Source organism: Miniimonas arenae (assembly GCF_006351005.1).
Lineage (GTDB): Bacteria > Actinomycetota > Actinomycetes > Actinomycetales > Beutenbergiaceae > Miniimonas > Miniimonas arenae.
On record NZ_VENP01000014.1, the window covers coordinates 1 to 19,137 of the forward strand.

The window sequence follows — 19,137 nt, forward strand, 5'->3', positions numbered from 1 at the left end:
TGTGGGTGTCCTGGGTCGCCGGACCTGACCCCGTCGAGGGTGAGGGGTGGCAGGTGGTCTCGTTGCCCGCCGTCGAGCGCGCCGCCGTGCTCACCTACCGCGGCGCGATGGCGGGCATCGGCGAGGCGTGGGCGAACCTCTGGGCGGCGGTCTCGGCCGACGGGCACTCCGCAACAGGTCCCAGCCCCGAGGTGTACCTCGTCTCCGACGGACCGCAGGAGTCCTGGGTCACCGAGCTGCAGATCCCCGTCGCCTGACGTCGCCCGACGGGCGAGACCCTGCGCCGCGCGCCACGAGCCGCACGCCCCCGGCCCGAGTAGGCTCGGGCGTCGGGCCGTTCGGCCCGGTCAGCCCCCGACCCCAGGAGTCCGCAGTGCCCAGCGTGCGCATCACCCTCGACGGCATCGACCACGAGATCGAGGCCGGGACGACGGGACTGACGCTCCTGGGCAAGGAGAAGGCGGTCGTGGCCGTGCGGGTGGACGGCGAGCTGCGCGACCTCCACCGCGAGCTGCCCGGCGGCGCGGCGGTCGAGCGGGTCGGCATCGACACCCCGGACGGGCTCGCGATCCTGCGCCACTCCACCGCGCACGTGCTCGCACAGGCCGTCCAGCAGGTGAACCCCGACGCCAAGCTCGGCATCGGCCCGCCGATCACCGACGGCTTCTACTACGACTTCGACGTCGAGACCCCGTTCACGCCAGAGCAGCTGCGCGAGCTCGAGAAGGTGATGACCCGGATCATCCGCGACGGGCAGTCCTTCCGCCGCCGCGTGGTGACCGAGGAGGAGGCGCGCGCCGAGCTGGCCGCCGAGCCGTACAAGCTCGAGCTCATCGGGCTCAAGGGCGGCACCGGCCAGGGTGACACGGGCGACGCGGACGTCAGTGAGGTCGCCGAGGGCGCGAGCGTCGAGGTCGGCGGCGGCGAACTGACGATCTACGACAACGTCGCGCGGACCCGCGAGGGCGAGGAGGTCGTGGCGTGGAAGGACCTGTGCCGCGGTCCCCACGTCGCGAGCACCCGGGTGCTCGGGAACGGCTTCCAGCTCATGCGCAGCGCCGCCGCGTACTGGCGGGGGAGCGAGAAGAACCCGCAGCTGCAGCGCATCTACGGCACCGCGTGGCCGAGCAAGGACGAACTGCGCGCCTACACCGAGCGACTCGCCGAGGCCGAGCGGCGCGACCACCGGCGCCTCGGCGCCGAGCTGGACCTCTTCTCCTTCCCGGACGAGATCGGCTCGGGCCTGGCGGTGTTCCACCCCCGGGGCGGCATCATCCGCTCGGCGATGGAGGAGTACTCCCGCAAGCGGCACGTCGAGGCGGGCTACGAGTTCGTCTACACCCCGCACGCCACCAAGGGCCGACTCTTCGAGGTCTCCGGGCACCTGGACTGGTACGCCGACGGCATGTACCCGCCCATGCACCTGGACGCCGAGCACCACGCGGACGGCAGCATCAAGCGCGAGGGCCAGGACTACTACCTCAAGCCGATGAACTGCCCGATGCACAACCTGATCTTCGACGCGCGCGGCCGCTCCTACCGCGAGCTGCCGCTGCGGCTGTTCGAGTTCGGCACCGTGTACCGCTACGAGAAGTCCGGCGTCGTGCACGGCCTCACCCGGGCGCGCGGGTTCACCCAGGACGACGCCCACATCTACTGCACCCGCGAGCAGATGCGGGACGAGCTGAGCAGCCTGCTGACCTTCGTCCTGGACCTGCTCAAGGACTACGGGCTGGACGACTTCTACCTCGAGCTGTCCACCCGCAACCCGGAGAAGTCCGTCGGTGACGACGCGACCTGGGAGGAGGCGACCGAGACGCTGCGCGAGGTCGCCGAGGCCTCGGGGCTCGAGCTCGTCCCCGACCCGGGTGGCGCGGCGTTCTACGGACCCAAGATCTCGGTCCAGGCCAAGGACGCCATCGGCCGCACCTGGCAGATGTCGACCATCCAGCTCGACTTCAACCTGCCCGAGCGGTTCGACCTCACCTACCAGGCCGCCGACGGCTCCCGCCAGCGCCCGGTGATGATCCACCGTGCGCTGTTCGGCTCGATCGAGCGGTTCTTCGCCGTCCTGCTCGAGCACTACGCGGGCGCCTTCCCGGCGTGGCTCGCGCCCGTGCAGGTGCTCGCCGTCCCCGTCGCGGAGCCCTTCAACGACTACCTCGCGGACGTCGTGGCGCAGCTGCGCCGTGCGGGCGTGCGCGCGGAGCTCGACGACTCCGACGACCGCTTCAACAAGAAGATCCGCAACGCCACCACGCAGAAGGTGCCGTTCGTCCTCATCGCCGGAGGCGAGGACGCCGAGAACGGCGCGGTGTCGTTCCGGTTCCGTGACGGCAGCCAGCGCAACGGGGTCCCGGTGGCCGAGGCGGTCGAGCTGGTCCGGACCGCGATCGCCGAGCGGACGGCCTGACACGTGACGCGCGACGCGCCCGGCCCGGACGTGCCGCTCGAACGGTCCGAGTCGTTCGCGGGCGACCCCGACCGCTTCGAGCGGCTCTGGACGCCGCACCGGATGGTCTACATCGACGGCGCCGACAAGCCCGCCGACGCCAGCGCCGGGGAGTGCCCGTTCTGCCGCGTCCCCTCGCTGGACGACGCCACCGGGCTCGTCGTGCACCGCGGCGAGCTCGCCTACGTCGTGCTCAACCTCTACCCGTACAACCCGGGCCACCTCATGGTCGTGCCCTACCGGCACGTCGCGGGTTACTCCGAGCTCACGACGGCGGAGCTCGCCGAGGTCGGCGACCTCACCCAGCGCGCCATCCGCGTCCTGCGCGCCACCTCACGTCCCGACGGGTTCAACCTCGGCGTGAACCAGGGCGCCAGCGGAGGGGCCGGGATCGCGGCGCACCTGCACCAGCACGTCGTGCCGCGGTGGACCGGCGACGCGAACTTCATGCCGGTCGTCGCCTCGACCAAGCCGCTCCCGCAGCTGCTCGGCGCGACCCGCGAGCTCCTGGCGGGCGCCTGGGCCACGCACGCCGACCCCGTGGCCGCTGCCGACGTGACCGCTGCCGACGCGAGCACTGCCGACGCTGCCGACTCACCCCGGGTCGAGGAGGCCTGATGCTCAAGCACCTGCGCGCCGTCGTCGGCCGGATCCTCGGCCCGATCGCGGCGTTCCTGCTGCGGATCGGCCTCACGCCCGACGTCGTGACGATCGTCGGCACGCTGGGCGCCATGGCCGGGTCGCTCGGCCTCATCGCGCGCGGCGAGCTGTTCGCGGGGACGATGGTCATCACGTTCTTCGTGCTGTTCGACGTGCTCGACGGCACCATGGCGCGCCAGGCCGGGACTACGGGGCCGTGGGGTGCCTTCCTCGACTCGGTGCTCGACCGGTTCGCCGACGGCGCCCTGTTCGCCGCCCTCACGATCTACCTCGCCGGTCAGGACGAGAACGTGGCGGCCGTCGCGGCGCTCGCGTGCCTCGTGCTCGGCTCGATCGTGCCGTACGCCCGCGCCAAGGCCGAGTCGATCGGGTTCACCGCCACGGTCGGCATCGCCGAGCGCGGCGACCGGCTGCTCCTCACGCTCGTCGCCACCGGCCTGGTGGGGCTCGGGCTGCCCCCGGTGCTCCTCACTGTCGTCCTCGTGGTGCTCGCGGTCCTCTCGCTCGTGACCGCGGTGCACCGCATGCTGTACGTCCGGCGCCAGGCGCTCGCGGCGCAGCGCGTCGACCCGGCCGCGGGGGAGGGCCACGCGTGAGTCGCGCCCGGCGGTTCCGCGCCCCCGGCACCACGCAGCTGTTCGCCTTCGCCTGGCGGAACGTGCGTCACCTGCCCGACGGCCTCGTGCGCGCCCTCGCGGCGCTCGCCGCCGACGTGACGTGGCTGTCCCGCACCGACGGCGTGCGCCGGCTCGAGGCCAACCTCGCCCGCCTGCGCCCCGACCTGGACGCGCGGGCCCTGCGTCGCACGTCGCGCGCCGGGATGCGCTCCTACCTGCGCTACTACGCCGAGGTGTTCCAGCTGCCCGGCTGGAGCGAGGCACGCGTCGACGCGCGCGTGCGGGCCACCGGGCTCGACGAGGTGCGCACCGCGCTCGAGGACGGCAGCGTCGTCCTCGCGCTCGGGCACGCCGGCAACTGGGACCTCGCGGGGGCGTGGGCGGCGCGGCACCTCACGCCGGTGCTCACCGTGGCGGAGAAGCTCCCCGACGGCCTGTACGAGGAGTTCGTCTCGTTCCGCAACGCCCTCGGGATCGAGATCGTGCCGCTCGAGGGCGGCGCCACCTTCCGCCGGCTCGTGCGGCGTTCCGGCGCGCAGACGTTCCTCGTCCCGCTCCTCGCGGACCGCGACCTCACGGCGCACGGCATCGAGGTCGACCTGCGCGGCCACCCCGCGCGCGTCGCGGCCGGCCCGGCGGCGCTGGCACTGGCACGCTCCCGACCGCTGTTCGCCGTCGCGATCCACTACGAACGCCTCACCGGGGCGCGCCGGCGTGCGGCGGGCTCGCCCTGGGGCATCGTCCTGAACTTCCTTCCCGTGGCCACGACCGACGACGGCGGAGCGCGCCTCGACGTCCGGACCCTCACCCAGGCCTGGGTCACGGCGTACTTCGACGCGATCGCAGCGTTCCCGCAGGACTGGCACATGCTGCAGCGGGTCTTCCTCGCCGACCTCGACCTCGAGCGGCTCGCCCGTGCCCAGGACCGTGAGCGCGGATGAGGATCGGCATCGTCTGTCCCTACTCGATGGACGCACCCGGCGGTGTCCAGGTGCACGTCAAGGACCTCGCCGGGCGCCTCATCGCCCTCGGCCACCACGTGAGCGTGCTGGCGCCCGCCGAGGACGAGACCGACCTGCCGGACTTCGTCGAGGGCACCGGGCGGTCCGTCCCGGTGCGGTACAACGGCTCGATCGCGCGCCTCGCGTTCGGACCGGTGACGGCGCGGCGCGTGCGCACGTGGCTCGAGGACGGCGCGTTCGACGTCGTGCACATCCACGAGCCGCTGAGCCCGAGCGTCAGCCTCATCGCGCTGTTCCAGGCCGAGAGCGCCGTCGTCGCGACGTTCCACACGGCGACCGACCGCTCCCGTGCGATGCAGATCGCCTACCCGATGCTGCGGCCGGCGCTGGAGAAGATCGCCGCTCGGATCGCGGTGTCGGAGGAGGCCCGGCGCACCGTCGTCGAGCACATCGGCGGCGACGCCGTGGTGATTCCCAACGGTGTGGAGCTCGCGACGTTCCGCCGGGCGGACCCCGATCCGCGCTGGACGAGCACGCCGGAGCGGCCGACCGTGGCGTTCCTCGGCCGCACCGACGAGCCCCGCAAGGGCCTCGGCGTGCTTCTCGAGGCGCTGCCCGACCTCGCCGCACGGGTGCCCGGCCTGCGCGTGCTCGTCGCGGGGCGCGGTGAGCTCGACGAGGCGCGCGAGGCGGACGAGCGCACCCCGGGGGTGCTGGAGCTCCTGGGCGAGGTGAGCGACCGCGACAAGGCCGCCCTGCTGCGCTCGGTCGCCGTGTACATCGCGCCGCAGACGGGCGGGGAGAGCTTCGGGATCGTGCTGGTCGAGGCGATGGCGGCCGACGCCGTCGTGGTCGCGAGCGACCTGGCCGCGTTCCGGCGCGTGCTCGACGAGGGGCGGGCCGGCGCGACGTTCGAGGTCGGCAACCCAGGTGCGCTCGCCGACGCGGTGGTCTCGATGCTCGCGGACGGCGACCACCAGGACGCCTGCCGGACGCACGCACGCCGCTGGTGCGAGCAGTACGACTGGGACGTGGTGACCCGCCAGGTGCTCGACGTGTACGCGCTGGCCGTGGGGGAGAGCCCCGAGCCGATCGATCGCCTCGCCGGTGGGCGCGCATGACCGCCGAGACCTGGCTCGTCGCGCTCGCCGTCGCGGTCCTGCTCGTCTGGCTCGCGCTCGCCCGCGCCAACCGGATCGACCTGCTGCACCAGAAGGTGACGCGGACGGCCGCCACCCTGGACGCGCAGCTCCTGCGGCGCGCCGCGCTCTCCGCCGAGCTTGCGGTGTCGGGGGAGCTGGACCCCGCGTCCGGGCTGCTCGTGGCGGACGCCGCGAACGCGTGCCTCGCCGAGGCGCGCGAGGACGTGGAGGCGGACCTGGCGCTGCGGTCCGGATCGGGCGGGCGGCGCCGCCCGCCGGCGCTGCCTGGTCGGGTGACGCTCACCGAGGACCGAGAGACCGTCGAGAGCGACCTGTCCCGGGTGCTGCGCCAGGCGATGGGCGAGGTGGGCGACGACGGCGTGGCGGCCAGCGCAGGCGAGGGCACGCTCGCCGGCGACCTCGTCGCGACCTGGCGCCGCGTGACGCTCGCGCGGCGGTTCTACAACGAGGCGGTGGCACAAGCCGTCCGCGTCCGATCCCAGCCGATCTCGCGGCTGCTGCGCCTCGCGGGTCGCGCGCGGATGCCGCGCATGTTCGAGATGGACGACACCCTGCCCTGACCCGGCTCGACGGCGAGCGTTGGCTAGGGTGCTCGCGTGACGTATCCCCCCACGCCTCCGCCCACCGGCGGGTACCCGCCGCCGCGCCGGGCGGCCGACCCGGCGCAGGCCGACCAGCAGGGTGCGCCGCAGGGGTACCCCCGGCAGACACAGCCGCAGCAGCAGGGTTACCCGCAGCAGCACGGGTACCCGCAGCAGACTCAGCCGCAGCAGGGGTACCCGCAGCAGCAGGGCTACTCGCAACGGCAGAGCTACCCCACGGCGAGCCGCCCCGTCGCTGCCGGGCCCGTCGCCGCCGGCAACCGGGGCGTTCCGGGCGGCCCGCCGGGCTCGCCGGGAGCCCACGCGGCGTGGTCCGGCAGCGCCGTCGTGCCGCAGCAGTGGGCCCGCTCGCGTGGCAGCGGCTCCGTGGGCACCTGGGCGGCGCTCGGGATCCTGGGGTTATCCGCACTGTGGGGCATGTGGATCGTGCTGTCCAACGTCGGCACGGCCCCGGCCGCGGTCGGCTTCGTGGCGGCGCTCGTGCCGCTGATCGCCGTCGTCGCCGTCGTGATGTGGCTGGACCGCTGGGAGCCGGAGCCGCGGATCATGCTGCTGCTCGCGTTCCTGTGGGGCGCCGGCCCCTCCGTGGTCATCGCCTACTTCGGCAACACCGCGGTCGCACAGGCCATCTACGACGCGACTGGCGACCCCGGCGTCGCGAGCGTCCTCGGCTCGGTCATCTCGGCGCCGGTCCTCGAGGAGCTCGCGAAGGGCACGGGCGTGCTCCTCATCTTCCTGCTGCGGCGCTCGTACTTCGACGGCGTGGTCGACGGCATCGTCTACGCCGCCATCGTCGCCGCTGGTTTCGCCTTCACCGAGAACATCCTGTACTTCGGGCGGTACATCGACTCCCTGGTGCCCGTGTTCGTGCAGCGCGGCGTGATGTCGCCGTTCGCGCACATCCTGTTCACCGCCTGCACCGGAATCGCGCTCGGCCTCGCGAGCCGGAGCAGGAGCCGACGGTCGGCGTGGTGGTTCTTCCCGCTCGGCCTGCTGAGTGCCATGGCGCTGCACGCGCTGTGGAACGGGTCGGCGTCGCTCGAGGCGCTCGGCGTCCAGGGCGTCAGCTTCTTCCTCCTCTACGCCGCCGTCCAGGTCCCGCTGTTCGTCGCGGCGATCATGCTCGTCGTCTGGCTGCGCCGGCAGGAGAGCGCGGTGATCCGGGACCGCCTCGGCGAGTACGCCGCCGCCGGGTGGTTCGCGCCGCACGAGGTCGCGATGGTGTCGTCGCTGCGGCAGCGCTCGCAGGCGCGCACGTGGGCCGCCCGGGTGGGGCCGACCGCCGCCCAGGCCATGCGCACCTTCATCAAGGACGCGACTTCGCTCGCCTACCTCCGCCAGCGCGCCGTGTCCGGCCGCGCGGACCTGCGCACGCACGCCACCTCCGAGACGGACCTGCTGGGGCGGATCAAGGAGGACCGGCAGACCTTCCTCGCCGCGGCCGGCGTCGCGGGAGCTCCACGGGCCTGAGCCCCGGTGGCACGCCTCCTGCCACGGGCGGGCTCGAGGCGCGGGCGCGCCCGCGTCCCGGCCGTCTGCGATGCGGTAGACACGTCACGGGCAGACGAGCGATCGACGAGGAGGTACGCGTGCGCAGCACACCCGCGCAGACGACGCCCGACGGCGAGCACCACGGCGCGAGCGCGCCCGACGGCGAGCACCCGCCCCTGCCGGGCGGGGAGTGGGCGATCGGGCCGGACGGCATGCCCGTCCGCGAGGCGGCGCGCCTCGTCCTCCTCGACGCCGCAGGCCGGGCGCTCCTGGTGCGCGGGCACGACGCGCACGACGTCGAACGCACCTGGTGGTTCACCGTGGGTGGCGGCATCGAGCCCGGCGAGGACCCGGTGGCGGCCGCCGTGCGAGAGCTGCACGAGGAGACCGGGCTGAGGCTCGCCGTCGCCGACCTCGCCGGACCGGTGGCCACGCGCTCCGCGGTGTTCGACTTCTTCGCGCGCTCGGTGCGCCAGCGCGAGGTCTTCTTCGTGGCGCACCTGGACCGCGAGGTGCCGCAGGAGGAGCTCGTCCGGCACGGGTGGACCGATGTCGAGCGCGCCTTCATGGACGAGCTCGCGTGGTGGTCGGCCGACGACCTCGCCGACGTCGCGATCGAGGTGTTCCCGCGCGACCTTCCCGACCTCGTGCGCTGGCTCGCGCCCGGCTGGGACGGCACGCTGCGCGACCTCGGCCACGAGGGTGAGGGCACCGCCTGAGCGGCGCCGCGACCCGCCACCGCCCGGCCTGCGAGCGATCGGCGGCCGGGACACGCGGCGGGTCCTGGCCCGCGACCCGCGGACGCGCACGGCGCGCGAGTAGGATCGACCGGGCCGTTCCTGCCAGCTGCCGCGACGCCGACGCTCTGCTCGGAGCTGCGCCGCGACGCCCGGGACGGGAATCGAGACGAGGGCGAGGAACATGTCGGGTCACTCCAAGTGGGCCACCACGAAGCACCAGAAGGCCGCGAAGGATGCCAAGCGCGGCAAGCTGTTCGCGAAGCTCATCAAGAACATCGAGGTCGCGGCGCGCACCGGCGGCGGGGACCCCGCGGGCAACCCCACGCTCTACGACGCCATTCAGAAGGCCAAGAAGACCTCCGTTCCGAACGACAACATCGATCGCGCGGTCAAGCGCGGCTCCGGCCAGGAGGCCGGCGGCGCGCAGTACGACACGATCATGTACGAGGGCTACGGACCCGGCGGGGTGGCCGTGCTCGTGGAGTGCCTCACGGACAACCGCAACCGCGCGGCGGCCGACGTGCGTGTCGCCTTCAGCCGCAACGGCGGGTCGATGGCGGACCCGGGCAGCGTGTCCTACCTGTTCTCGCGCCAGGGCGTCGTCGTGGTGCCCAAGACCGACGGCCTGACCGAGGACGACGTCCTCGTGGCCGTCCTCGACGCGGGCGCCGAGGAGGTCAACGACCTGGGCGAGGCGTTCGAGGTCCTGTCCTCCGCGAGCGACTTCGTCGCCGTGCGCAAGGCCGTCCAGGAGGCCGGCCTCGACTATGAGTCGGCCGAGGCGGAGTTCCGCCCGTCCGTCGAGGTCGAAGTCGACGTCGAGGGTGCGCGCAAGATGCTCCGCCTCATCGACGCGCTCGAGGACTCCGACGACGTGCAGAACGTCTTCGCGAACTTCGACGCCTCCGACGAGGTCATGGCGGAGCTCGAGGCCGAGGACTGACGCTCGCCACCGCCCGACGCACCGAGCGCTCGTCCGACGGCGAGCATCGGGTCAGCCGGCGGCCCCGCCGGCCGCCGGGGTTGCGGTCCGCGCGTGTCGCAGCGCCCCCTCGGCGCTGCCCGTACCGCACAGTGGAGCGGTGACCGCGACCGCCGTGCCCCGACCGGGTGATCCCGGTTCCCAGGTCCGCGGGCGCACCGTGCTCGGCGTCGACCCCGGCCTGACCCGGTGCGGGCTCGGCGCCGTGACGGTCACGGGCGGGCGGGTCGTCCGTATCGTCGACGTCGGTGTCGCCACCTCCAGCCCCGACGAGCCTGTCGAGCGGCGGCTGCTCGCGATCGCCGACGCGATCGAGGCCTGGCTGGACAGGCTGCGCCCGGACGCGGTCGCCGTCGAGCGCGTGTTCGCGCAGTCCAACGTCAGCACCGTCACCGGCACCGCGCAGGTCGCCGGGCTCGCGATGGTCGCGGCGACCCGGCGCGGCATCCCGGTGGGGCTGCACACCCCGAGCGAGGTGAAGGCCGCGGTGACCGGCAACGGCCGCGCAGGCAAGGAGCAGGTCACCACCATGGTGACCCGCGTGCTGGCCCTCGCCGAGGCTCCGCGACCTGCGGACGCCGCGGACGCCCTCGCGCTGGCCATCTGTCACGCCTGGCGGACCGGGCCGATCTCGGGCGCCGCGGCCGCCGCCGCGGCCGCCGGGGGAGTCCGTGCAGCGTCCGACGCAGGTACGGGCGCGGGATCTCCTGGCGGCTCGTCGCTGACGGCGGCCCAGGAGGCGTGGCGCGGCGCGGAGGCCAGCGCCCGCCGGTCCGGACGGCGCGTCGCGCCTGCCCGGCCCACCGTGGGACGCTAGTCTTCGATTCGTACACGTGTTCGCCGTCGTGCCCTCTCGGGACGCGACCCGACGTCCCGGAGGTTCCGTGATCGCCCTGGTTCGCGGCGAGGTCGCCGCCATCGGCCTGGACCACGCCGTCGTGGTGGTGAACGGCGTCGGGATGCGCGTGCACGCCGCTCCGAACACGCTGGCCGAGCTACGGCACGGCACGGAGTGCACGCTGCACACCACCCTCGTGGTGCGCGAGGACTCCCTCACCCTGTTCGGCTTCGCCGACGTCGACGGGCGCGACACGTTCGAGATCCTGCAGACGGTCACGGGCGTCGGGCCACGCCTCGCGCTGGCCATGCTCGCGGTGCACACGCCGGACGACCTGCGCCGCGCTGTCGCGACCGAGGACCTGGCCGCGCTGTGCCGCGTGCCGGGCATCGGGCGCAAGGGCGCGAGCCGCCTCGTGCTCGAGCTCGGGGACCGGCTGGGGGCGCCGCTGGGCGCCGGCACGGCGGCCGGAGCCGGGGGAGCCGCCGCCCCCGCCCTGACGTCGGCCGGGATCGAGGACGACGTGGTGGCGGCCCTTGTGGGCCTGGGTTGGAACGCGAAGGCGGCCCAGGACGCGGTGGCCGGCGTGATCGAGCGCGGCGAGGCGACGGCGAGCGACGCCGCCGGTGTGCTGCGCGCCGCCCTGCGGGCACTCGCGGCTCAGGGTCGCTGACGTGAACGAGGAGGGGCTGCTCGCCGCGGAGGCCGACGAGCTCGAGCGGGCGGCGGAGGCCGCGCTCCGGCCGCGCCGGCTCAGCGAGTTCGTGGGTCAGCGGGTGGTGCGCGACCAGCTCTCGCTCGTGCTCGAGGCGGCGATCGCACGGCGCCGGCCGCCCGACCACGTGCTGCTCGCGGGCCCGCCCGGACTGGGGAAGACGACGCTCGCGATGATCGTCGCGAGCGAGGTGGGCGCCGCGCTCCGGCTCACCTCGGGTCCGGCGATCGCCCACCCCGGTGACCTCGCGGCGATCCTGTCCGGCCTGCAGGAGCACGACGTGCTCTTCATCGACGAGATCCACCGCCTCGCGCGTCCCGCGGAGGAGATGCTCTACCTCGCGATGGAGGACTTCCGGGTCGACATCGTGGTGGGCAAGGGCGCGGGTGCCACCGCGATCCCGCTGAGCCTGCCGCCCTTCACCGTGGTCGGTGCCACCACGCGCGCCGGACTGCTGCCGGCGCCGCTGCGCGACCGCTTCGGGTTCACCGGCCACATGGACTTCTACGAGACGGCCGACCTCGAGAAGGTGCTCGCGCGCTCCTCACGCCTGCTGGGCATCGAGCTGTCGGGTGACGCCGCGCACGAGATCGCCAGCCGGTCGCGCGGCACACCGCGGATCGCCAACCGCCTGCTGCGCCGCGTGCAGGACTGGGCGCAGGTGCGTGGCGAGGGCGTCGCCGACCTCGCCGCCGCCGAGGCTGCGCTGCGCGTCTTCGAGGTGGACCCGCGGGGGCTGGACCGGCTCGACCGCGCCGTCCTGCGGGCCCTCTGTGAGCGTTTCGGCGGCGGACCGGTGGGCCTCACCTCGGTCGCGATGGCCGTGGGGGAGGAGCCGGAGACGGTCGAGACGGTCGCCGAGCCGTTCCTCCTGCGCGAGGGCTTCCTCGCCCGCACGCCGCGGGGACGGATCGCCACGGAGCTGGCCTGGCGACACCTGGGCCTCACGCCGCCGGCCGCCGGCACGCTCTTCGACTGAACTACACTCGACCGAGCACCGCGCCCGCTCCGCCTGCGCGCGCCCCCCGACACGAAGGTCTGCACACTCATGGGTGAGTCCCTCCCGCTGATCCTGCTGCTCGGCGTCGCCGTGATCGGCATGCTGTTCATGAGTCAGCGCGGCAAGAAGCAGCAGGCCAAGCAGAGCGACTTCCGCAACACGCTCGAGCCGGGCCAGCAGGTGATGACCTCCTCGGGCCAGCTCGGCGCCGTGGTCGAGGTCGTCGGCGACGCGGTGACGATCGAGACCACCCCCGGCGTCCAGACCCGCTGGGTCAAGGCGGCGATCCAGGCCGTGCCGCCGCAGTTCGCGAGCGTGCTGGAGCCGGTCGAGTCCACCGAGGCCCTCAACGCGCTCGAGACGGGCGAGGCGACCTACGTGGACGACGTCCTCACCGACCCGGGTGCGGAGCGTCCGAGCTACGGGACGGCGCAGGACCGCGACGACGAGGGGACCTCGGGCCCCGCTCGGGCCTGATCTCTCCGAGATGAGAGCCGCGGCCTCGCCGCGGCGCGAGTAGAAGGAAGACCCCGGTGGCCCGACGCAGCACGATCGCGCGCCCGCTCTACGTTCTCGCACTGCTGCTGGTCGCGATCTACGGTGCCGTCGGCATCGGGGTCGCGACCGGCAGCTCCGGCGTGGGCAAGGCCTCGTTCACCCCGGCGCTCGCGCTGGACCTCGAGGGCGGAACGCAGCTCATCCTCACCCCGCGCACCACCACGGGGGAGGACATCACCAGCGACGACGTCAACCAGGCGATCGCGATCATCCGCCAGCGCGTGGACGGCTCCGGCGTGGCCGAGGCCGAGATCACCAGCCAGGGCGGCCAGAACATCGTCGTGGCCATCCCGGGCGAGGTGGACGACACCACGGTCGACCTCATCACGCAGTCCGCACAGATGCGGATGCGCGCGGTGCTCATCGAGTCCGGCCCGGGCACGATCGACCCCGCCGCGCTCGAGGCGAGCGAGGACCCGACCGCAGACCCCAGCGCTGACGCGACGGCGGAGGCCGGCACGGACGCGACGGCGGAGGCCGGCACCGATGCAACGGCGGACGCTACGGAGGAGCCCACCGCGACCCCGACGTACACGCAGGACCAGATTGACGAGGCTGCGTTCACCGCGGCCGACGCGGACGGCGACGGCGTGCTCTCGAACACGCCGGCCACGACGCCGACCGACGCCTCCGACCAGGCCTGGGTGACCGAGCAGGTCACGTACGACTACCTGCGGCTGGACTGCACGCTCCCGGAGAACCGCATCGGCGGCATCGACGACGACGTGGACGCCCCGCTCGTCACCTGCTCGCAGGACGGCACCTCGAAGTACGTGCTGGGTCCGGCCGAGCTCACCGGCCAGGACCTCTCCTCGGCACAGATGGGCTACAAGCAGTCCTCGACCGGCATGCAGACCAACCAGCCGATCGTCCAGCTCACGTTCACCGACGAGGGCGCCACGAAGTTCGCGACCGTCACCACGCGCCTGTCCGCGCAGACGACGCCGCCGGCGAACCAGTTCGCGATCGTCCTCGACGGTCTCGTGATCTCGGCGCCGACCGTGAACGAGCCGATCCCGAACGGCATGGCCGAGATCTCCGGCCCCACCACCAACCCGTTCACCCGGGCGGAGGCGACCTCGCTCGCCAACCAGCTCAACTTCGGTGCGCTCCCGCTCACGTTCGAGGTGCAGTCCCAGGAGCAGATCTCCGCGACGCTCGGCACCGAGCAGCTCCAGCGCGGCATGCTGGCCGGCGCGATCGGCCTCATCCTCGTCGTCGCGTACAGCTTCCTGCAGTACCGCGGCCTGGGCATCGTAACCGTGGCCAGCCTCGTCATCGCGGCGGCGCTCACGTACGGCGTGATCCTCGTGCTCTCCTGGACGCAGGGTTACCGGCTCTCGCTGCCCGGCGTCACCGGGTTGATCGTCGCGATCGGCATCACCGCGGACTCGTTCATCGTGTACTTCGAACGTATCCGTGACGAGGTGCGCGAGGGCAGGTCCCTGTCCGCGGCCGTCGAGCACGGCTGGACGCGCGCGCGCCGCACGATCCTCGCCTCCGACGCCGTGAACTTCATCGCCGCGATCGTGCTGTACCTGCTCGCCGTCGGCGGCGTGCGTGGCTTCGCCTTCACGCTCGGCCTCACGACGATCATCGACCTCGTCGTCGTCATGCTCTTCACGCACCCGCTCATGCGCCTCCTCATCAAGACGCGCTTCTTCGGCGGCGGACACAAGTGGTCCGGCCTCGACCCCGTATCGCTCGGCGCCTCGGTGGCCGCCTACGCGGGCCGAGGCCGCGTACGGACGCCCGTGGAGCGCAAGGCCGCCGTCGCGAACGCGGACACCCGCACCATCGCGCAGCGCAAGGCCGACGCCGAGCGCGCCGCCCGCGAGGCGGCCGCAGCCGACGCGACGAGCACGGTCGCGGGCACGACGGCGAGCGACCCGGACGCGACGGCGGCGGACCAGGGCGCGACGTCGGCGGGCACCGAGCCCGCGACCGCACCGCCCACCGAGCCCTCGACGAAGGCCCCGGGCGTGGTTCCCGTGCCCTCGGCGACCGACGAGCCGGAAGGAGGCTCCCGCTGATGGCCGGCAAATTCTCCCAGTTCGGGAACGACCTGTACTCGGGCAAGCGCTCGTTCGACATCATCGGCCACCGCCGTCGCTGGTACCTCATCGCGTGCGGCCTGGTCGTGTTCTCGCTCGCGCTGCTCCTCGCGCGTGGCCTCAACCTCGGCATCGAGTTCCGCGGCGGCTCGGAGTTCACCGTGTCGGGCGCGTCGACCACGGCCTCCGAGCCGGCGCAGGAGGCGCTCAACTCGGTCGACGCGAACCAGGTGGCGCGGGTCTCGGTGGTCGGCGGCAACTCGGTCCGCGTCCAGACCGAGGCGCTGGGGGCCGACGACACCGAGGCGATGCGGGACGCGCTCGCCGTGGCGTACGGGGTGGATGCGACGCAGGTGACCTCGTCGTTCGTCGGGCCCAGCTGGGGTCAGGACGTCACGGCGAAGGCGCTGCAGGGTCTCGTCATCTTCCTCGTGATCGTCACGGTCGTGATGGCGTTGTACTTCAGAACCTGGAGCATGGCCATCGCCGCGCTCGTCGCGCTGCTGCACGACCTCGTCGTCACCGTCGGGCTGTACGCGGGGGTCGGGTTCGAGGTGACGCCGGCGAGCGTCATCGGGTTCCTGACGATCCTCGGGTACTCGCTCTACGACACGGTGGTCGTCTTCGACAAGGTGCGCGAGAACACCGCACACGTCCTGGACCAGAGTCGCGTCACGTACGCCGAGGCCTCGAACCTGGCCGTGAACCAGACGATCGTCCGCTCGATCAACACCTCGGTCGTGGGCATCCTCCCGGTCGCGTCGATCCTGTTCGTCGGCGCCTTCCTGCTCGGCGCCGGCACCCTGCGGGACATCGCGCTCTCGCTCTTCATCGGCATGATCGTCTCGACGCTCTCGTCGATCTTCCTCGCCTCGCCGCTCGAGACGACGTTCCGCCTGCGGCGGCCCGCGTACCGCGAGCACACCGCGAAGGTGCTGGCGCGTCGTGCGGCGAGCGCGGACGCCGACGTCACGATCACCTCCGACGACGTGCGCTCCGAGGCCGATCGCGTCACCGCGCTGCTGCCCGGCGGACACCAGGGCCAGGCGGCCCAGCCGAAGCGCAAGAAGCGCTGAGGTCCGCCCGCACGAGCGCCCGCCGGGGTCACCCGGCGGGCGCTCGTGCGTTCCGCCGTCGGGCACAGGCACCGACCCGGCGCCCTGTGGACCGCGCCGCCCCGCGGACGCTCGCTCGCCGTCGTGCCCGCCCGCGGGACCCGTGGACGGGTGGGCCCGTTCGCGGACCTAGGATGACGAGATGGCGGACGAGGGGCGTCACAACCTTCCCGGAGGCAGCGAACCTGTCATCCCGCGGTCGCGCATGCGCTCCACGCTGGTGCGGTTCGGCTCGCGCGGTCACTCGAGCCCGCCAGCGATCGAGCCGCTGCTGCAGGTGGTTCGCGCGAACCACCCGCGTGAGGACCTCGCCGTCATCGAGCGCGCGTACCTGGCCGCGGAGCGGGCGCACGAGGGGCAGCTGCGCAAGAGCGGCGACCCCTACATCACGCACCCGGTGGCGGTCGCGACGATCCTCGCCGAGCTCGGCCTCACGTCCTCGACGCTCGCGGCGGCGCTGCTGCACGACACCGTGGAGGACACGCCGTACACGCTCGACCAGCTGCGCACGGAGTTCGGGCCGGAGATCGCGGCCTTGGTCGACGGCGTGACGAAGCTCGACAAGGTGACGTTCGGCGAGGCGGCGCAGTCCGAGACGGTCCGCAAGATGGTCGTGGCGATGGCGCGCGACATCCGGGTCCTCGTCATCAAGCTCGCCGACCGCCTGCACAACGCGCGGACGTGGCGGTACGTCTCCTCCGCCTCGGCCGCGAAGAAGGCGCGCGAGACCCTGGAGATCTACGCCCCGCTGGCGCACCGGCTGGGCATGAACACCATCAAGTGGGAGCTCGAGGACCTCTCGTTCGCCACGCTGTACCCCAAGGTGTACGACGAGATCGTGCGGCTCGTGGGGGAGCGGGCGCCGGCGCGCGAGGAGTACCTCGGCGTGGTGCGCGAGCAGGTCGGCGAGGACCTCAAGGCCGCAAAGATCCGAGCCACGGTGACCGGCCGGCCGAAGCACTACTACTCGATCTACCAGAAGATGATCGTGCGCGGCCGCGACTTCGCCGACATCTACGACCTCGTCGGCGTGCGGGTCCTCGTGGACTCGGTGCGCGACTGCTACGCGGCGCTCGGCGCGCTGCACGCGCGGTGGAACCCGGTCCCGGGCCGGTTCAAGGACTACATCGCGATGCCGAAGTTCAACATGTACCAGTCGCTGCACACCACGGTGATCGGGCCCGGCGGCAAGCCGGTCGAGATCCAGATCCGCAGCCACGAGATGCACCGGCGCGCCGAGTACGGCGTCGCCGCGCACTGGAAGTACAAGGAGCGTCCCGCGCCCGGGGCGGCCGCGCGCGGCGAGCGGGGCGGCGAGGCCGGCGAGATGCCGTGGCTGCGCCAGCTCGTGGACTGGCAGCGCGAGACGAGCGACCCGGGGGAGTTCCTCGACTCCCTGCGCTACGAGATGGCCGGCACCGAGGTCTACGTGTTCACGCCGAAGGGCGACGTCGTCTCGCTGCCGGACGGGTCCACTCCGGTCGACTTCGCGTACGCCGTGCACACCGAGGTGGGTCACCGCACCGTCGGGGCGAAGGTGAACGGCCGCCTCGTGCCGCTGGAGTCCGCGCTGGAGAACGGCGACACGGTCGAGATCTTCACCTCCAAGGCGGAGGGGTCTGGCCCGAGCCGGGACTGGCTCGGCTTCGTGAAGTCCCCCCGCGCCCGGAACAAGATCCGCGCGTGGTTCACCAAGGAGCGCCGCGAGGAGGCGATCGAGGAGGGCAAGGCCGCGATCGCCAAGGTGATGCGCAAGCAGAACCTGCCGATCCAGCGGCTGCTCACGCACGACTCACTCGTCGCGCTCGCCGCCGACATGCGCTACCCCGACGTCTCCGCGCTCTACGCCGCCGTGGGGGAGAACCACGTCTCCGCGGCCAACGTCGTGCAACGGCTGGTCGCGAGCCTCGGCGGCGAGGACGGCACCACGGAGGACCTCGCCGAGGTCACCACGCCGGGGTCGGGCCACATCGCGCGGCCGCGGGGCGGCATCGTCGGGGTCATCGTCGCCGGCATGGACGACGTCTGGACCAAGCTCGCCAAGTGCTGCACACCGGTGCCGGGCGACCCGATCGTCGGGTTCGTGACGCGCGGGCAGGGCGTCTCGGTGCACCGCGCGGACTGTCCGAACGTGGCGGTGATGCGTAGCGAGCCCGAGCGGTTCGTCGACGTGGCCTGGGCGCCGGACGCGCAGAGCGTCTTCCTCGTCCAGATCCAGGTCGAGGCGCTCGACCGGGCGCGTCTCCTGTCCGACGTCACCCGCGTGCTGTCGGACAACCACGTCAACATCCTGTCCGCCACGGTGTCGACCTCGAAGGACCGGGTCGCGCTGAGCAAGTTCGTGTTCGAGATGGGCGACACCTCCCACCTCGGCCACGTGCTGCGCGCCGTGCGGGACATCGACGGCGTCTTCGACGTCTACCGCGTCACCGGCGTCCGCCCGGACGCCGCCCCGGTGCCGTCGGCGCGCAGCTGATCGTCGGCGCCGCGCCGCGTCGCGTCGCCGGCGTTGGCGGCGCCGCGCCGGTCACTCGTCCGCGAGCACGACGGCGAGCAGCGCCTTCGCGCGTCGGGCGTGGGCGCGCTCGGGCTGGCTCGTGAGCAGCCGTTGCACCTGTGCCACGCGCGTGCCGGCGTCGAGCAGGGCTCGGACCGCGGCGACGACCTCGCGGGCGTCGAGCTCGCCCTGCCCCGGCGTCGCTCCCGGGAGCGCGCCGAAGCGCAGCAGGTCGGCCGCCGTCTGGGCGGGTGTGGTGACGGCGACCCCACCCAGGACGAGGATCTCGTCGGGCGGCAGCACGAGGGTGCGCGGTCGCACGCGGTAGGTGCGGGTGCTGCGGGGTGTCCGGTAGGCGACGTCGAGCGCGTCAGGGCGGACGCGGCCCGTGTGCACCCACGCCGCGGCACCGAGAACCACGATGGCGCCGGTCGGCACGAGCGAGCGCAGCGAGGTGGCGCGCTCGGCGGGTCCGGGTGGGACGTCGGGGGCGGTCGCGCCGGCCCAGAGCGCGGTGGCCGGGTCGATCGCGAGCGGCGGCGGGCACAGCCCGTCGGTCGGGAGAACGACGAGGGGCGCAAGGGGGAGCGGGCGCCAGGCGGGGAGGGTCACGCCGTCAGTCTCGCGCTGCTGGCCGCGCTGGGGAACGACGACGGCGCGCCTGTGGATCCACGTGCCGGTGGCGGGCGAG

Annotated in this window: 18 protein-coding genes; 17 read left to right on the plus strand and 1 reads right to left on the minus strand. The window is 73.2% G+C overall.

From position 1 onward, the window contains the following. The 17 genes from FH969_RS05335 to FH969_RS05415 form a co-directional block, all read left to right on the plus strand. Positions 1 to 257: GyrI-like domain-containing protein (locus tag FH969_RS05335; RefSeq protein ID WP_139986397.1), on the plus strand; the 257-nt coding region annotated here is incomplete at its 5' end. Positions 258 to 373: 116 nt separating this feature from the next. Further along, a complete protein-coding gene (gene thrS / locus FH969_RS05340) occupies positions 374 to 2,413 on the plus strand; it encodes a threonine--tRNA ligase (protein WP_139986398.1) in 2,040 nt (679 codons plus the stop codon). Positions 2,414 to 2,416: 3 nt separating this feature from the next. After that, positions 2,417 to 3,070 carry an HIT family protein gene (locus FH969_RS05345; RefSeq protein ID WP_246071722.1) on the plus strand — a complete coding sequence of 218 codons (654 nt, stop codon included), beginning with the start codon at positions 2,417 to 2,419 and terminating at the stop codon, positions 3,068 to 3,070. Further along, a complete protein-coding gene (gene pgsA, locus FH969_RS05350; RefSeq protein WP_108717496.1) occupies positions 3,070 to 3,708 on the plus strand; it encodes a phosphatidylinositol phosphate synthase in 639 nt (212 codons plus the stop codon). Before FH969_RS05345 ends, pgsA begins: the two co-directional genes overlap by 1 nt. Further along, on the plus strand, positions 3,705 to 4,670 hold the full coding sequence (locus FH969_RS05355; protein WP_139986399.1) for a phosphatidylinositol mannoside acyltransferase: 966 nt from the start codon (positions 3,705 to 3,707) through the stop codon (positions 4,668 to 4,670). The genes pgsA and FH969_RS05355 overlap by 4 nt, the downstream gene beginning before the upstream one ends. Next, positions 4,667 to 5,812: a glycosyltransferase family 4 protein gene (locus tag FH969_RS05360; protein WP_139986400.1), complete on the plus strand. Its 1,146-nt coding sequence runs from the start codon at positions 4,667 to 4,669 to the stop codon at positions 5,810 to 5,812. The genes FH969_RS05355 and FH969_RS05360 overlap by 4 nt, the downstream gene beginning before the upstream one ends. After that, positions 5,809 to 6,414, plus strand: a complete 606-nt coding sequence (locus FH969_RS05365) for a hypothetical protein (protein WP_139986401.1) — start codon at positions 5,809 to 5,811, stop codon at positions 6,412 to 6,414. The genes FH969_RS05360 and FH969_RS05365 overlap by 4 nt, the downstream gene beginning before the upstream one ends. Positions 6,415 to 6,450: 36 nt before the next feature. Then, on the plus strand, positions 6,451 to 7,926 hold the full coding sequence (locus FH969_RS05370) for a PrsW family intramembrane metalloprotease (protein WP_139986402.1): 1,476 nt from the start codon (positions 6,451 to 6,453) through the stop codon (positions 7,924 to 7,926). Between the two features lie 119 nt (positions 7,927 to 8,045). Continuing rightward, positions 8,046 to 8,666, plus strand: coding sequence for an NUDIX hydrolase (locus FH969_RS05375; RefSeq protein ID WP_246071723.1), 621 nt, complete (start codon positions 8,046 to 8,048; stop codon positions 8,664 to 8,666). Between the two features lie 202 nt (positions 8,667 to 8,868). After that, positions 8,869 to 9,630 carry a YebC/PmpR family DNA-binding transcriptional regulator gene (locus FH969_RS05380; protein ID WP_108717492.1) on the plus strand — a complete coding sequence of 254 codons (762 nt, stop codon included), beginning with the start codon at positions 8,869 to 8,871 and terminating at the stop codon, positions 9,628 to 9,630. A gap of 139 nt (positions 9,631 to 9,769) precedes the next feature. Then, positions 9,770 to 10,486 carry a crossover junction endodeoxyribonuclease RuvC gene (gene ruvC / locus FH969_RS05385; RefSeq protein ID WP_246071724.1) on the plus strand — a complete coding sequence of 239 codons (717 nt, stop codon included), beginning with the start codon at positions 9,770 to 9,772 and terminating at the stop codon, positions 10,484 to 10,486. 67 nt (positions 10,487 to 10,553) lie between these two features. Next, positions 10,554 to 11,180, plus strand: a complete 627-nt coding sequence (gene ruvA / locus FH969_RS05390; protein WP_139986403.1) for a Holliday junction branch migration protein RuvA — start codon at positions 10,554 to 10,556, stop codon at positions 11,178 to 11,180. A gap of 1 nt (position 11,181) precedes the next feature. Beyond that, on the plus strand, positions 11,182 to 12,201 hold the full coding sequence (ruvB, locus tag FH969_RS05395; protein ID WP_246071725.1) for a Holliday junction branch migration DNA helicase RuvB: 1,020 nt from the start codon (positions 11,182 to 11,184) through the stop codon (positions 12,199 to 12,201). Positions 12,202 to 12,270: 69 nt separating this feature from the next. Next, the gene (yajC, locus tag FH969_RS05400; RefSeq protein WP_139986405.1) at positions 12,271 to 12,699 is read left to right on the plus strand and encodes a preprotein translocase subunit YajC; all 429 of its coding nucleotides are present in this window, start codon (positions 12,271 to 12,273) and stop codon (positions 12,697 to 12,699) included. A gap of 56 nt (positions 12,700 to 12,755) precedes the next feature. After that, positions 12,756 to 14,813, plus strand: a complete 2,058-nt coding sequence (gene secD, locus FH969_RS05405) for a protein translocase subunit SecD (protein ID WP_246071726.1) — start codon at positions 12,756 to 12,758, stop codon at positions 14,811 to 14,813. After that, entirely contained in the window at positions 14,813 to 15,910 is a 1,098-nt protein-coding gene (gene secF / locus FH969_RS05410) for a protein translocase subunit SecF (RefSeq protein ID WP_108717488.1), read from the plus strand. The genes secD and secF overlap by 1 nt, the downstream gene beginning before the upstream one ends. 181 nt (positions 15,911 to 16,091) lie before the next feature. Then, positions 16,092 to 18,425: a RelA/SpoT family protein gene (locus FH969_RS05415; RefSeq protein WP_139986406.1), complete on the plus strand. Its 2,334-nt coding sequence runs from the start codon at positions 16,092 to 16,094 to the stop codon at positions 18,423 to 18,425. Between the two features lie 51 nt (positions 18,426 to 18,476). Here the strand turns inward: FH969_RS05415 and FH969_RS05420 are convergent, their stop codons facing one another. Beyond that, positions 18,477 to 19,058, minus strand: a complete 582-nt coding sequence (locus FH969_RS05420; protein WP_139986407.1) for a hypothetical protein — start codon at positions 19,056 to 19,058, stop codon at positions 18,477 to 18,479. Positions 19,059 to 19,137: the final 79 nt, after the last annotated feature.